We start from the raw sequence: 15,304 nt of genomic DNA, 5'->3' as shown, positions 1-15,304 counted from the left end.
GTTATATCAGTCCCCGCTTCAGCTCGTCACGGACAGCGGTCATCATGCCTTCCACCTGGGCCAACGCCAGCATGCGCCCGTGGAAAGAATACCCGGGATTATAACCTTCCTTTTCATCTCCCAGCATCGTACGTCCATGGTCTACCCGCATGGGAAGTCCGGGATTCTCTTTCTCGAAGATGCGAATCAGGTCGAGCAGCTGTCCTCTTCCAGCTAAATGAGACGTTTCCTTAAAATCTCCTCCTGGTAAAATCTCCGTACTGCGCAGATGGACAAAATGAGTTCTTCGGGCAAAACGGCGGGCCAGTTCACGGGTATCGTTCTGACTGCCGGAACTCAGGGAACCGGCACAGAAGGTCAGTCCGTTATGCGGATTGTCCACTGCCTGCAACAACCATTCGATATCTGCTCCACCTGTCACAATGCGAGGCAAACCCAGCACCTGGAAAGGAGGGTCATCGGGATGAATGCACAAGTTCACTCCGTAGGTATCACACACGGGCATCACCGCCTCCAGAAATGTACGCAAATTTTCTCTCAACCGTTGCCGGTCTATACCTTTATATAAAGCCAGCAATTCACGGAACTTGCGGACCGGATAAAGTTCCCCCTCCTGAATGTTCCCGTCGATAAATCCCTGGGTCTTGACGATAATCGTATCAATCAGTTCGGCCTTTTCGGCTGCAGTAATACTTTGGTCCAGCTCGTCCACCTCCTGCACTTCTTCCGGAGTATAATCTTGTTCTGCTCCTTCCCGACGCAGGATTTTCAAATCGAAATAAGCAAAACGTATGCGATTGAAATAAAGCGACGTGCTTCCGTCCGGCAATGCATAATGCAAATCCGTACGTATCCAGTCGATAACCGGCATGAAATTATAACAAACGGTTTTCACGCCACACATACCCAGATTGGCCAGACTGGTTTTGTAGTTTTCAATCAACCGATTCCGTTGCGGGCCACCATATTTGATGGCTTCACACACGGGAAGACTTTCTACGACCGACCACCTCAATCCATACGACTCTATGTAGGCTTTCAGGTCCTGGATGGCTTCCACCGTCCAGACTTCTCCGTTGGGCACCTCATGCAGGGCCGTGACAATCCCTTCCACTCCTATCTGACGGAGCATGGAAAGCGTGATAGGGTCTTTCTTTCCAAACCATCGCCATGTCTTTTCCATCTTTTTCCCTCCGACCGGTTTTAAACTCCACTGAATGAACTGAATCCGCCGTCTACGGGCAACGTCACGCCTGTGATGAAACTGGCTGCTTCACTGCACAAGAACTGTACGGCTCCATTAAGCTCTGAAATATCCCCAAAACGCCTCATCGGAGTTTTGGCAATGACCTTCCGGCTGCGTTCCGTGAGTGAACCATCCGGATTAATCAGCACGGCCCGGTTCTGATTGCCGATAAAGAAACCGGGAGCAATGGCATTGACCCGAATTTTCTCGCTGAATTTAAGGGCCATTTCCTGGGCCATCCAACGGGTGAAGTTCTCCACCGCACTTTTGGCCATGGAGTATCCCGGCACCCGGGTAATGGCTTCGCACGCCGCCATGGAGGACACATTTACAATGCTACCACTCTTCTGTGCTGCCATCACTTCTCCAAACACCAGACAAGGATACACCGTTCCGTTCAAGTTCAAATCAAGCACTTTATTCAAATCCTCCACTTTCATGTCGAACACATGCTGGCTTTCGGTCAGCGTACCTCCGGGAATGTTTCCTCCTGCCGCATTGACCAGAATATCCACCCTTCCCCATTGTACCAACACCTCGTCCTTCACTTTCCGCAAGCTGTCCATATCGAGCACATTGCAGGTAAAGCCATACACTTCGCCACCCGTCTGCCTCAATCTTTCCACAGCTTCCTCCACATGGTCGGGATGTGCCCCAATCACAGCCACCTTTGCTCCGGCCTTCAGCAGACCTTCGGATATATTACTTCCCAATACCCCGGAACCACCCGTAACTACGGCTACACGTCCGGATACATCAAACAGATTGTTCATAACTTACAGATTTTAATCTGCCACAAAGTTAGAGGAGAAATAAACACCCAAATTCACCGATTTTTGCAGGTTATTTGCGTAACTTTGCCATTATTACGTTCACTATGAAAAAGATACTCAACGAACAACTGGACATTTCGGATACCAACCCGCTAAAAGCACGGTACTACGATTACAAACGTTTCACCTATCCTTGGCATTTCCACAGCGAGTTCGAAATCATCTACATAGAAAAAGGATATGGACAGGGAATGATTGGAGACGGAATGACCGATTTCAGCGACCAGTCACTTTTTCTGCTGGGCGCCAATCTTCCGCATTATGTGGAAAACCCGCCGGAATATATACAGCAAGAAGAACTGAGAGTAAACGGGGTCATCATCCAGTTTGAAAAAGATTTCATGCAATACGCCTTTTCCCACTACAGCCAGTTCCAGGCAATCAACCGCCTGCTGGAAGAGTCCCAAAGAGGATTACTTTATTCTCTCACCGATTACCCGGAAATTCCGGAAACACTCAAACGCATTCCGTCACAGCGGGGAGCCGGTCAGATTATTGAGTTTCTCCAACTGCTGGATGCATTGACACGCCTGTCTCCCTACAAACAGATTTCATCGCCTGTCTATCATCCGATGCCTTCCCAATTCAACGGACGGAAAATAGAAAAGGTCATGGCGTTCCTCAACACGCACTACACACAAAATCTCCGGCTGGAAGACGTGGCTTCTTATGCAGCCATGAATCCTACCGCCTTCTGCCGTTTTTTCAAGACGAATACGGGCAAGACCTACAAGCAGCACCTCACAGACATGCGGATAGGCTATGCCTGCAAACTCCTGCTGAACGAGCGATGGAACATCGCAGAAATCAGTCTGGAATGCGGATTTGAGTCAATTACCCATTTCAACCGCTGCTTCAAAAGCCACATGGGAATGAGTCCTACCGCCTACCGCAGAAGACTTTTATAACACTCTATGAATCAACAAAATAACACAATAACAACAATTGTCAGAACCTTTCTGAAAAACGCACTTACGTTTCAAGTAAAACGCACTTGCGTTTGAGACAAAACGCCAAAGAGTTTTGATTGAAACGCACTTGCGTTTTCTCCCACGCTTCTCTCTCATGAACTTTTTCTACGTTTGTTTGTTTCCATTATCATAATAAACAAACAGCTAAACAACTGATAAACGATAAAAAATCACCTCATCCGCATTCTTCAAGAACACAATTTTTCCTCTACAGGCATCACATTCCTCACCACCCATCCTAATAACTAAACCAGAGTAGAACATTCATTTTATTTCAATAACTATACATTAAAAAAATCACCTCATGAAAACAAATCACATCTTTCCCTCATTCATGGGAAGCCTAGCCTTTCTGCTAGGGTCATGCCAAGCTCCTCATACAAACGACGGAATCTATGAGGGCATACTTCCTGCCGCAGACTGTCCGGGAATCTATGTCATGCTGGCCATCAACGGCGACCAGTATGAACTTCTCGAAAAATACATTGCAGAACCTGAGACATTCGTCACCCGCGGGAATATCAAACAAAAAGGGAAACAGCTCCATCTGGACAATCAGATGCAAATCACACCCCTCTCCAATGAATTGCAATGCCAACATACGACATTAAAAAAAATCTCAGACCAAAATGAACTGCCGGAAATCTATGTCTCGCAGTTATTAAAAGAAGACCAAAGTGGAGAAGACGCCTCCATCAAACTATACAGTCAGAAAGACAAGCAATATGCAGAATTTCATTTCAAGAACAACACATACCAGCTGAAATTAAACCTGCATAACGATTCGGTAAACGAATACACCCGTCCGGAACAGTCTGTCAAACTATCGCAGCCCGTTCCGCAGCTTTCATCCTTTCAGGAGCTCATTTTCAGAAATGATACAGCTACCTATACTTTCACCCAACTCAGTCCAACCAACTGCATCTACCGGCTGGCCGACGAAAAGAAAGAAAATGAGGTACCCGCCTTTCTGAACGTCATCTATTATAACGACGACCAACAGGCCCTTGTAAAACTGCTGCATCCGGCACTTCCTCATTGCTATACCCTCTCTCAGACAGAGGCATCGGCCAAAACCGCAAACTATACAGACGGAGAAACGGAATGGCAGCTCCACAATGACCGACGTGCTACCCTGGTCATTCACCATAAAAAATACCAATATCTGGAAGAGGAATAACAAACAACCCGAGGGGGCGTCTTCAAAATGAACTTGGGATAGCCCTCTCGGAATTTCAATCTTTTCGACACACATCCCATCCGCAATCCTTCATTGATATGATTCTCACTTCACATCACTGATTGTCCATATTCAACCGCGACATTTCCGTCTCAGCTGCACTCTGATTCTTCATCTTCTTTTCCGTGCGGAAGCGATAAGTAACCGTGAAACCGACTTTTCGGGTTTCCTCCTTTCCAACAGTATTCATGATAATATCATGCAGACGGGCTGAAGCACGCGTATTGTTCTTATTGAAAATGTCGTAAGCATCCAGTGAAAGTTGAAGCTTGTCTTTCAGGAACGATTTCTTCAAACTCAGGTTGAAGGAGGTGAAACCCTTCGATTCATATAACTGATAATATCCTTTGGAGCCATAACTAAAATCAGCAGACAACAGGAATCCGGAAGGGAGTGTGAAACTGTTGTTGAAGTTCACCATCACCAACGGACGCCCGGCTTTTAGAATACTCTCGTTCGGCCCCGGATAACTGAAGAAGGTCTTCATGCAGGTCAGTGTAAGCGAAGGTATCCACCACTTCACTGGATATTGTATATTTACCATACCTGTCAGATTATGCATTTTATTAAAATTATCCATGCTGTTTATTGTCACTGCCGAGTTTCCCGGCATACTGTGAAATGCCAATATTAAGGGATGATGTATATTGTTATAATTCAAGTTTATAAGTAGGAACTTGTAAAACAACATATAGTTCAAGTCATGAGTTATTGCCTGTTTCAGATATAGGTTTCCTTTCCAATAGGTGAAACGGTCGGTATAGACGGCATTGTCGTTCATCTCGTCAAAAGGAGGTCGTTCTGTATGAATGGAGTAACTGAACGACTGCTGTAGATTCTCCGTATTATAACTGAGCGAAACAGAAGGCAGAAAATTATGATAGTTCTGATTCTGCCGCTTTCCGGTATAAGTTTCCTTTAAGTCACTGCGAAGGTATTCATAACGGAACCCAGCCCCCATCGAAAGATTTTTCCAGGAAAAATCGTATGCCAGAAAAAGCGAATTCTTCAACTCCATATTTTTTGTCCTTCCATTATTCAGGGCACGTACATTTTCGATGTAGTTCGTTCCGCTTGTATGACTGAAATCATAACCGAAACTGATGGTTCCCGCTTTCTCGGTATCATACGAGAGGCGGAGCTTGGCAGCGAACAAGTCCCACACAGCTTTATTATAATAATTCAATGAAGTTTCCGAACGTCCACTTTCCCATTCACGGATATAGCCGTTGCCTTGGTCCGTTTTACGGATATAGTCACCGTAGGTATTTATTTTCCAACCATTTTCCCAGTCGTTCACGTAATACAGATTGAGGTGGTGACTGATTGATTTTCCGGATACGTCCCTATGGTTCTTCATGAACGTGGAGATTCCCCGGTCCGGTATCATGGAAAGGGTGTCATTGGAAAAGGTACTGTTTTGACTGTGCTTGCCCACGTACTTCAGTCCGATTTCCGATTCGGGTGAGAAATGATAGGAAACCCCTCCCATATAGGTATGGCTTTCATTAAAAATCTGTTTTGCGCTCAGTTGGGTCAGGTTCCAGACAGTGTCACTTTGTGTCTGCTGGTAAGCGTCAAGTGCTGAATTGTTTTTTCCCCGGTTGTAATTGTAAGAGAAAAAGAAGTCCCAGTCCTTGTAATTGTAACTGCCATTTATGAGATAGTTCTGTTTGAAATGGTTTCCCTGCTGCAGATTGCCCTTTACATTGAAAGCAAATCCATCCCCCAACCGTTTGGTCTTTATTTCGATGACGGCACGCTGCTCCGAATTGTATCGTATGCTCGGATTCATAATCAGTTTAACGGAACGAATCTCATCGACAGACAGATTATCCAGTTCGGTCTGGTCCATCACTTCCCTGCCGTTAATGTAATAGACAGGACTTCCTTTCCCTATCACTTCAATGGAGTTTCCTCTTTGCTGTATCCCCGGAATCTTGCAAAGCAAGTCGTTCAGGTTGGTTTGTTTGGCAAGAATGGTATTCTCCACATCGGCCAACAGCCCATCACGGTCCAGTTTGAATGGCTTCCGATACGCGGTGACTTCCACTTCTTTCAGCGTGGTCTGTGAGGCTTCCATCCGAACCACCGGCAGCGTACGGTCGGCATTGACCTGCATTTTCTTATACAGTGTTTTGTAACCCAGATAAGAATAACGGATAATATAATTTCCCTCCGCAAGCGATGTGCTGTATATCCCGCAAGAATCGGATACCGCTCCGCTGACAAGGGTACTGTCCATCTGATTCAAAAAGGCCACATTTACCATCGACATCACTGCATTTTCTGGGTCCATGATTTTTCCTTTTACAACATACTGGCTGTAAGCCGGCAGCAAAACCCAACAGGCTATTATAGCTAAAAATAGTTTTTTCATTAGTCAAGTTTATACAATAAATTCAGTCAAAAACTGTAGTTCAAAATACATTATCTTCCGAAGCGTGAAGAATCCACCTCTTTTATTTTACATTTGATATCAAACAATATTCTTAATGTCTCATGCCCCCAATTAATAAGTATCCGAAATGTTGAAATAGCCTTTGGCATTACCTCCCACAGGCTTTTGGGCTCTAAAGGTCCAATGACATGAGGTATTTTTAGTATCAGTAAACCACCAATATCGCTTTATACAACCCGCCGTATTACTATTTCCATAAATTGTAAAAGCAGGTCCGTATGAAGAGGAACCCGTCTCACAGACTATGACTGTGCTCCAATATCCATCACAAGATGTAACACAAAAATCACTGGTCACCTGCTCCGTGGCCTCAAAACTCTTGCTATACTCAAACCAATTTCCATACGCAAAAGACATCTTTCCTGCATACACACGTTCTGTTCTTTTTAATTCCGATTCAGGAACATACAAGTCCAAGAACTTTATTTGCGACTTGCTAATATTGGCAGTGAATGATTTGAAGCCATGCATATTATTCAATGTAAGTGTTACCACTTTACCGTCTTTAATGTCCTCCTCTATATTTTTATTAATGGACTCTATGCCTTTTAAAGCACGTATCACATTCTTTTCCGTTAAATTGTGCTCTAGCATTATTTCATCAGTTATTATAACTGAATAACAATTATTTACCGTATCAATTGTGGTGTAATTATTTATAACCGCAACCTCTTGTTCATAAGTTAACGGCATAATAATCTTTTCTTCATCAAATTCTTTCTTGCAACCCACCAATGCAAACACAAATGCAAAACTTAATAATAGCTTTTTCATACTTCAACTTAGTTTAACTGAACTTTCGCAAGTGAATTTTCATTCATCAAGCAACGTTTAAATTATACATTCTATAGAATTTATGGGACTTAGGATCATCATCAAAAAATGCTATAGATAAAAGCATAATTACATTTTTTGATTTCATCACATAAATATTTTAATAAGTAAGTTCATTTATCGCAGTCTTTGTCTCAAATTCCCCTTTAATAACAAGTTTTTCAGGAGCATTTTCAGACGAAGAAAAAGAATAATATCCATGGCAAACATTTGTTTGAGGATTTATGTTTTCTAATACAAGTTCCCCCTTTAGCGGTATACGCTTCTCGGAAACACTTGATGCTGCATAAGCAATCCCTTCTGCACTTTCTTTAAGAATTTCAGATGCATTTCTTGCAAAATATGGGATAATATCAAGCCAATATAGAGTATCAATATTCTCATCCTTATAAGAGTTGATTATATAAGGGTGGTTTGTCTTAAATTGAGCATCATCTGCGAAAACATAGATGATAATGCTGTAGGAAGGATTACCTCCTTTTTCAGGAGATAATCTCGCAATAAAATCAAACACCTTATAGTTTTTATTAAATTCAAGATATGAAGGATATCCTTGAAAATTCCAAGCCCATATAATAGACTCTTTATAATTCTGACCGTTAATAGTGGCAGTACCTAAAATTTTCTCTCCACCTATAAGATATTTTTCACACCCCACTAAGAAAGGTAATGTAAACAAGAACAGCAGCAGTATTCCAAATAAATGTTTTGTTTTCATATTACTATTGTTTTTGAATTTTATATTTACTCTTATTTGTCTGCAATGATAACGACTATCACTAGCTCGTAAAATTTTATGCTTCTGATGTATTACAGAACAACAATTGTTTTATAAAATGAAATATCACGTTAAATTATTTTGCAGTATTAATATTTATCAGTCCAGAATCTTTATCTGAATTACTGATACGTTTTCCTGCATGATTGCGGGATTTGCCTTTGGAGAAATAGTAGGTGAACTTCAGGGACATAAGATTCTTGAAGTTGTTCCATCTGGTTTCTTCCGCGTAGCTGAATCCTTTGATGTCAGCATATACTTTTGATGGATTGGGATTGTAAATATATTCCATCCCCACTGACATTGACTTGAATTTGTAAAGCACTGAAGTACTCATATTGAATCCCATACGAGTATATATGTCACCATCGACCAATGTCATAGGAAGATTACCATTCCACATAATCTGCCAGTTTTTAGGCAGGAACTGGATACTAATACCCGCATTATGGAAGTCATGCTTTACGGCTTGATTGTATGTCTTGTATGTTGTATATTCATAGTTATAGAATGGCCGGAGTACAAGCCAGTTGATGGGCTTGTAATTCAACGACAAAGATGCCCCTATATTATGAACATTATTTATTTCCGTTATCTTAAGAATAACATCGTCACCTTCGGTAAATAATGCTGGCATATTCTTATTCGGATAATACGAATAGGTTACTGATGGGGCAATATAAAATTTCCCATTGTCAGAAACATATTGGTAGCCAAGGTTTGTGTAATAGTAATAATATGGTTTAAGTGCTGTATTTCCTTGTGAATAAAAATGTTCGTCAATGGTTACGATGCTATTGGTAAGATCTCCTACATTAGGTATCGATGAATTTATTGAAGCCGTTAACCTTATAGCAGAATGTTTATTGTTTTGCATATTAAGAGACAAAGATGGGCGAAATACCCAATAATTAAACTTTTCGTTTGTCGCTGTTTCATAATGATTGTTTTCCAGTCCAAGACCTATATTATATGAAAATTTACCTACCGCATTGCTATAATCGGCATATACATATTCTTTTTGTGTGTCAACTGTTGAGTTTTCAGTAAAATTATATTTCTGGTCTAGGTTTTTATATTGGTAATAAGCGCCCAGATTGAAATCTCCGTTCCATAATTTATCGCCATACAGAACTTCAGCGATTAAGGAATAAGATTTGTTGTCTATATGGTTTTCAAATGAGTATCCGCCTTCTTTGTTTGTCAAAATATTATCTGAGTTTGAATGATAATAGGTATTTAATATATTTATAGATAAATTTCTGTTCTGACTAAACATATACATATAGTACAAGTCGGCCGAAATGGATGAATAGTCGCTTTGGAGGCTTCTACTGTTGATGGGAGGATTATCGTTTTTCCCCATCAGCTCTTGTTCGTATTCTTGTTTGCCGGGTGATTTACGGTATTCAACTTTGGCATTGAAAAGATTCTTGCCTTGATAACGCTGATAGGTAAGCTGACCAATATGATATTGCCCGTTATAACTGCCTGGCAGTCCTCGATATTCATTTATTTTTCCATCATACGAATAGGTGTTGTTCATCCTATTGTCGTTCAGTGCCCTATAATCGATAAAATACGCCGCAGTGAACATATTCAGAGAGTCCCTATATGCCATCGAGAGCATATCTGTACCGTATCCCGTTGTTATTCCGTTCTTTGTGTCAAGATATAGGCTGTATAGTTTATCAGCTTTCTTCTTTGTTTTCACATCAATAACGGCTCCTATGTTTTCATGGGCGTACCTTGCCGGAGGATTGCTATAATACTGAATATTCTTAATTTCATCAGCTTTGAGCATTTTCAGTTCACGCGAAGAACGCCTCATCCCATCTATCAGTACAAGAATACTTTTATTGTCCACAGTCACCAGAGCATCACTGCTGATGTCTGTCTTAAATTGTGGCAGACTACTGATAGCATCCAAAGCATTGTTGCCTACTTTCATGGCTGTTTCGCTCAGTATCAATTGATTTTTGTTCCCGAAAGTATTCAGTATTTGTGGAGTAACGACCACTTCGTCAAGAAGCATGGCATCCTCGTTAAGCACTATATTTCCCAAATTACCGGGTTTGCAGATTTGGCTTCTCTTCTCATATCCAACAGATGATAATTGCAGGATATATTCTTTATCCTCCTTTGCCTCTAATTTAAACCTTCCTTTCAAATCACTTGTAGCTCCGGTTATCAAAGTCGAATCCGGCAAATTCAAAAGGACACAATTTATCCCTGCAATAGGAATCTGTTCCGAATCCACAATTCGCCCAATGATGCATACTTGTGCATTTACTGTATGGCAACAACATATCGTCATAAGTATCAAAAAGAAGTGATATTTAAATAGTCTCATATAAATCATTTTTATGCTGTGTATTTACTCTAAAAAGTTTCATCAGAAAATATACATTAGACAATGCTTAAAGTATATGATTTTTGCAAATGTACATACCAAAAGTGACACAACTCTCAAACTAATTTGAGAGTTACAAACAAAACCATATTCCAGTTGCATAAAATTGACAATGCATTTTCTTATAAACATTGTCAATGATAATGTTGGAAGCGACATCTTTTCACTTTTATAGGTATGGCCATAATAAAAGGGTTCCTGTTTATATTCATATTGAAATTTTGATTTTAATGCAAAGTATGGGATAATAAATAAAAAAGGCCTTGAAATATTTCAAGACCTTTCTCACTAAACATTAAAATAATTGAATTATCCCCTCAGTTTCCGGCGTATGTGACTGACAGTTTCAGGAGTAACACCCAAGAATGAAGCAATGCTTTTCAAAGGAACTGCTTCTTTCAGGTTGGGACAACGCTCCATCAATCTTTTGTATCGTATTTCAGGGCTGCAATACGAATCGAGCAGCCTTTCATATACCATTTCATATAGATTTTCGGCTACGCATCTTCCGAACCGTTGGGTTTCCATATTAGTCTCCCAATATTCAATAATGTCATGCGAGGATATTTCGTAAACGGAGCAGTCTGTTATGGCTTGAATGCCTACCAAGGACAAGCCGCCTTTCATGAATGAGGAATAGTCACATATATATTCATTTGTAAACGAATACCCTACAATGTGTTCTTCTCCCTCTTCGTCAATATGGGTATATTGAAAGGTACCATCTTCCACCCATCCCGCAAAACGTTTTTTCTCATGCTGACGAATGAAAAAATCTCCTTTACGATAAGTATGCAGTTTCCCTTTCCTTTTACATAAATCTGTTATAAAAGAATAGTCTAAGTTGTTGAGGTATGTATTGAACTCGTTCATCTAATAAAATCATTTGTTCTCAAAAGTAATTTCCTTGCGGATACGGCTGAGATAGGTTGGTGTAACATTCAAATAAGAGGCAACTTCTCCAATCGTAATATTTTGGAGAATATCAGGACATCTTTTCAATAAAGCGATATAGCGTTCTTTGGGTGAAAAACGGTGTGTATCCAAATATTGTTTATACACATGATGGAATAGTAAATCTGAAAGCTGTTGATGAAGTTCTCTATCCTCATCGAAAACTTTATTAAGTACTTCACAGTCACATACCAGAGCCTCCACATTTGTTGCAGCAACAAGACTGGTCATACAAGGTGTTTTGTGTGTGGTACTTAAATAGTCGCCAACAAAGGCTCCTGGGAGCGCTAATCCGGTTATATGTTCATTGCCGCTTGAATCTGTAGTGACATATTTAAAATATCCCTCTTGCACAATTCCCATATATCGTATAACATCTCCCTCTTGCACAAAGAAATCTCCTTTTTTGTAATGACACAGTTTACCGTTCTTAGCACAAATCTCATGCCAGAATTCCATGTCTAATTTGTCGATGAAAGAATTAAAATTGCCCATTTTGCATTGAATAATTCATGAAACAAGCCCCTAATAGAGAATTAACAGCACAAAAATAATTGATTTAGACAAGGACAGAACAAAAGAAAACAAGAGAAAATAAAAGAAAACAAAAAAGAAAAAGCCTTCAAAACTGAAGGCCTTTCTTTGGTGATCCGCTTGGGGCTCGAACACTATATCTTTATCGCTAATAATCAATCGTTTATTTTGCAATTCGTCATTCAGTCCACCTATTTCACCTCGATTGAGATTCTTTATTCTGCAGTGACACACAAAACAGAATCACTATACAATCTGATCCAAAAAGAGAAAAAAAATTCCTACTATTAGGATATACATATATTATAGTTGGAATCATGTTCTTCCTGATTGCATCTTTCTGGGATGATATTGAATATATGTTTATGAACGATAAAATTAATGGTATTTTAGGACTTATGGGACTTGGAATAACACTTTTTGGATTAATGCTTGTCTTTGCTATGTCTGTAAAAACAAGTAATCATATTTCTGAAATAGAAGATTTAAACAAAAAACACACAAAATATTACAATGAGACAATAAATATCAAACAATTTGAAAAAATAGCAGAAATTTACGATCTTCTATTAAAAATAGAAGAAAAGAAGAACAAAGAAAAAAGACAGAAGAAAACAAAAACTCAGTAAAACTAGAGACAAAATAAATATAGAACTTAATTCCGGATATGCTCCTCGTCGACATTTCCGGAATTTTAGTTTCATATTGTTTTTTATTTTTAATGTCCAAATCTTGATGTATCGACTCCTTTCATCACCGATTTTTTATATTCACCAAAACGGTATGTAAAGTTCAGAGAAACCGTACGCGTGTAGAAAGAGCTGTTCATATCCAAATATTGGCCTTTGAAGCGAACCTTCATATTCGGCATACTGGAATTGAAAATATCACTGCAACGTACCGTAAATGAACATTTGTCTTTGGCAAAGTTCCATTTCATTCCGGCTGTAAGGTTGAATGAACTTGCGAGATCCAGCGTTCCTTGTATGAATGGAGTCTGTATGTTGCCTGTCAATTCAAACGAAAGGTTCTTGCATATCTTGAAGGTATTGTCAAGTGTACCTACAAACATCCATTTTTTACGGTCGAAAGGTATGTCAAAGAACCGATTACATTTCTGCCGTGCCTGCATTCCTGCAAGTGTAAGCCTTGCATCATACCAGTTCCCTATGCTGAATGGCAAAATGAGGTTGGCGCCTATCATACGCATGTAATTCCAGTTGGTATTCTTGTATATTAGAGCCAGACGGTCGGTATCCTGATAGGGAGACTGGGCAAAATAGTCGGATGTGTGCGTATAGAACAAACCGAATATATACTTCTGTTTCAGTATATAGGTACCGTTTAGATTATAGTTTGTCATAGGTCGTAAACCGGGTGTTCCTTGAAGCTCTGAATATCCGTTCAGATATGTGACAGACGACTGCATATCCCAATAACTTGGATATGTCTTGTCTGTTGATAAAGACAACTGGAAGATATGGTTCGGACTTTTCATATATGTCAGTGAGGCCTGTGGGTAAACTGCCCACTTGTGATAGTTCCCGATAGTATAATATTCTCCGGTTGCAGAAACCGAGAATGAAGTTCCGCTCGCCCAATTCCTACTCAACGAGAAATAAAAACTGGTTGTCTGCTCGTTTAACCAGGCTTCTGTATTTTCTGGTTTTATATTGCCTGTCACATTGTCGTACGTCTGAAAATCAAAATCTTTTGCATAGCGGTAGGAAAGGCCGTAGCCTATGCTCCAGTTATTTGCCAGATTATGTTTCTGGTCTGCAAAAACAGAGTAACGGTCGATACGCTGGCCGCCAGTCAGGGTATATGTGTTTTCACTATTGTCAGCAAGCCGTGTAAACATTGTCTGATTGTTATCCGATGTATAACGGGTATAATCACCGCCCACTTCCAGACCGAAACCGGAACTGTACCGCACGGCTATGTTATGCATTTTCTTATCCGTAAACTTATCAAGATTGGACTGCTGGAAACTACCGTCAGCTATGCTGCGGTTATGTTCGTCGGGAGTAAAGCTTCCCGTATAGGCAACATTCAGGTGATTCTTTTCATTGATGTTGCATTCCAGAGCCGTTCTTACATTATGCATCCAGCTTTTGGAACTCAGTTTCTCATTCTGGATAATTTCATAAACTTTATCACTCAATGTGTGCCTGGATAATAGGTTTGTATATTCTAACGTTTTTATATTGTCGGCTCCATACATTACATCCAAAGTTACTTTGGGGGTGGATAGACGGAAATTACCGTTTGCACCGCCGCTGTTGAAATATTTGTTCTGATAATAAGTACTCAATTCTCCTTGAAATGAATAGTCATTCGAGCGTTTCATTACCACATTGATAACAGCTCCGCGTACATGAAGTTCAGGAGGGGCACTGTACATGACTTCCGCTTTTTCCACACGCTCCACCGGCGTATTGCGCAGTAATGTTTCCAATTGCTCTGCTGTCATAGTTGTAGGCTTTCCGTTCATTACAATTGTAAGTGAACTTGCTCCGGCAAGAGAAAGCGCGCCGTTGCTCTCCTGCACTCCCGGAAGTTTGGTTATAGCTTCGTATGCATTATTTACAGCCAGTTTCTGCGAAAACACTGAAAGGTTATAGCCGAGCCGTCCGTTTTCTACTTTTACCAACGGTTTTTCCCCCTTTATTACCACTTCCTCCAGATTATAGTCTTTCGGCTCTAATACAATGATACCGACATCACGAGCCTGTCCCTTAACCAACCTGGTCTGATAGAGCAGATGTTGAACAATGAGCTGGTAACTTTCCAGTTCCGGTTCTAGTATGAATGTACCATCGGCCGCGGATATGGCAGCACCCAGATAGGTTGAATCCGGCAACTGCATGACGATAGTAGCACCATCCACCGGCTGCTGGTTGGCATCTACTATTTTCCCTATTGTCTGACTAAAAACAGGAAACGAAAGTCCTACACATATCAAGGTGCATATTACAAATCTTTTACAATCCATGATTAGATGATTGTTATAGTAAGGCTAATATTATTTTAATTCCTT

12 protein-coding genes are annotated in these 15,304 nt (G+C 40.5%); 3 read left to right on the top strand and 9 right to left on the bottom strand.

The features are described 5' to 3' along the window. Position 1: 1 nt before the first annotated feature. On the bottom strand, positions 2 to 1,183 hold the full coding sequence (uxuA, locus tag OIM59_RS01700; RefSeq protein ID WP_303894525.1) for a mannonate dehydratase: 1,182 nt from the start codon (positions 1,181 to 1,183) through the stop codon (positions 2 to 4). A 20-nt stretch (positions 1,184 to 1,203) separates the two neighbouring features. Next, entirely contained in the window at positions 1,204 to 2,019 is an 816-nt protein-coding gene (locus tag OIM59_RS01695) for an SDR family oxidoreductase (protein ID WP_303894522.1), read from the bottom strand. Between the two features lie 104 nt (positions 2,020 to 2,123). Between OIM59_RS01695 and OIM59_RS01690 the strand changes: the two genes are divergently transcribed. After that, positions 2,124 to 2,987 carry an AraC family transcriptional regulator gene (locus OIM59_RS01690; protein WP_299174289.1) on the top strand — a complete coding sequence of 288 codons (864 nt, stop codon included), beginning with the start codon at positions 2,124 to 2,126 and terminating at the stop codon, positions 2,985 to 2,987. 367 nt (positions 2,988 to 3,354) lie between these two features. Further along, entirely contained in the window at positions 3,355 to 4,230 is an 876-nt protein-coding gene (locus OIM59_RS01685; protein ID WP_299174291.1) for a copper resistance protein NlpE N-terminal domain-containing protein, read from the top strand. A gap of 115 nt (positions 4,231 to 4,345) precedes the next feature. On the opposite strand, the gene OIM59_RS01680 is transcribed toward OIM59_RS01685, so the two are convergent. The 6 genes from OIM59_RS01680 to OIM59_RS01655 form a co-directional block, all read right to left on the bottom strand. Next, positions 4,346 to 6,670, bottom strand: a complete 2,325-nt coding sequence (locus OIM59_RS01680; RefSeq protein WP_299174294.1) for an outer membrane beta-barrel family protein — start codon at positions 6,668 to 6,670, stop codon at positions 4,346 to 4,348. 132 nt (positions 6,671 to 6,802) lie between these two features. Next, on the bottom strand, positions 6,803 to 7,525 hold the full coding sequence (locus tag OIM59_RS01675; protein ID WP_299174297.1) for a hypothetical protein: 723 nt from the start codon (positions 7,523 to 7,525) through the stop codon (positions 6,803 to 6,805). A 160-nt stretch (positions 7,526 to 7,685) separates the two neighbouring features. Next, positions 7,686 to 8,303, bottom strand: coding sequence for a hypothetical protein (locus OIM59_RS01670; RefSeq protein WP_303894517.1), 618 nt, complete (start codon positions 8,301 to 8,303; stop codon positions 7,686 to 7,688). A 136-nt stretch (positions 8,304 to 8,439) separates the two neighbouring features. Further along, on the bottom strand, positions 8,440 to 10,716 hold the full coding sequence (locus tag OIM59_RS01665; protein ID WP_299174302.1) for an outer membrane beta-barrel protein: 2,277 nt from the start codon (positions 10,714 to 10,716) through the stop codon (positions 8,440 to 8,442). Positions 10,717 to 11,085: 369 nt separating this feature from the next. Then, positions 11,086 to 11,649, bottom strand: a complete 564-nt coding sequence (locus OIM59_RS01660; RefSeq protein WP_299174303.1) for a Crp/Fnr family transcriptional regulator — start codon at positions 11,647 to 11,649, stop codon at positions 11,086 to 11,088. A 9-nt stretch (positions 11,650 to 11,658) separates the two neighbouring features. Further along, positions 11,659 to 12,225, bottom strand: coding sequence for a Crp/Fnr family transcriptional regulator (locus OIM59_RS01655; RefSeq protein WP_299174306.1), 567 nt, complete (start codon positions 12,223 to 12,225; stop codon positions 11,659 to 11,661). A gap of 404 nt (positions 12,226 to 12,629) precedes the next feature. Here OIM59_RS01655 and OIM59_RS01650 point away from each other — a divergent pair, with 404 nt between their 5' ends. After that, positions 12,630 to 12,893 (top strand): hypothetical protein, encoded by a 264-nt coding sequence (locus tag OIM59_RS01650; RefSeq protein WP_299174309.1) that lies wholly within the window; start codon positions 12,630 to 12,632, stop codon positions 12,891 to 12,893. 89 nt (positions 12,894 to 12,982) lie between these two features. Here OIM59_RS01650 and OIM59_RS01645 read toward each other — a convergent pair whose 3' ends face one another. Further along, the gene (locus tag OIM59_RS01645) at positions 12,983 to 15,259 is read right to left on the bottom strand and encodes an outer membrane beta-barrel family protein (RefSeq protein WP_299174311.1); all 2,277 of its coding nucleotides are present in this window, start codon (positions 15,257 to 15,259) and stop codon (positions 12,983 to 12,985) included. Positions 15,260 to 15,304 lie beyond the last annotated feature (45 nt).

Source organism: Bacteroides mediterraneensis, assembly GCF_025993685.1.
Lineage (GTDB): Bacteria > Bacteroidota > Bacteroidia > Bacteroidales > Bacteroidaceae > Phocaeicola > Phocaeicola mediterraneensis_A.
The sequence above is the reverse complement of the archived record's forward strand: the minus strand, read 5'-3'. Positions and strand labels throughout refer to the sequence as shown.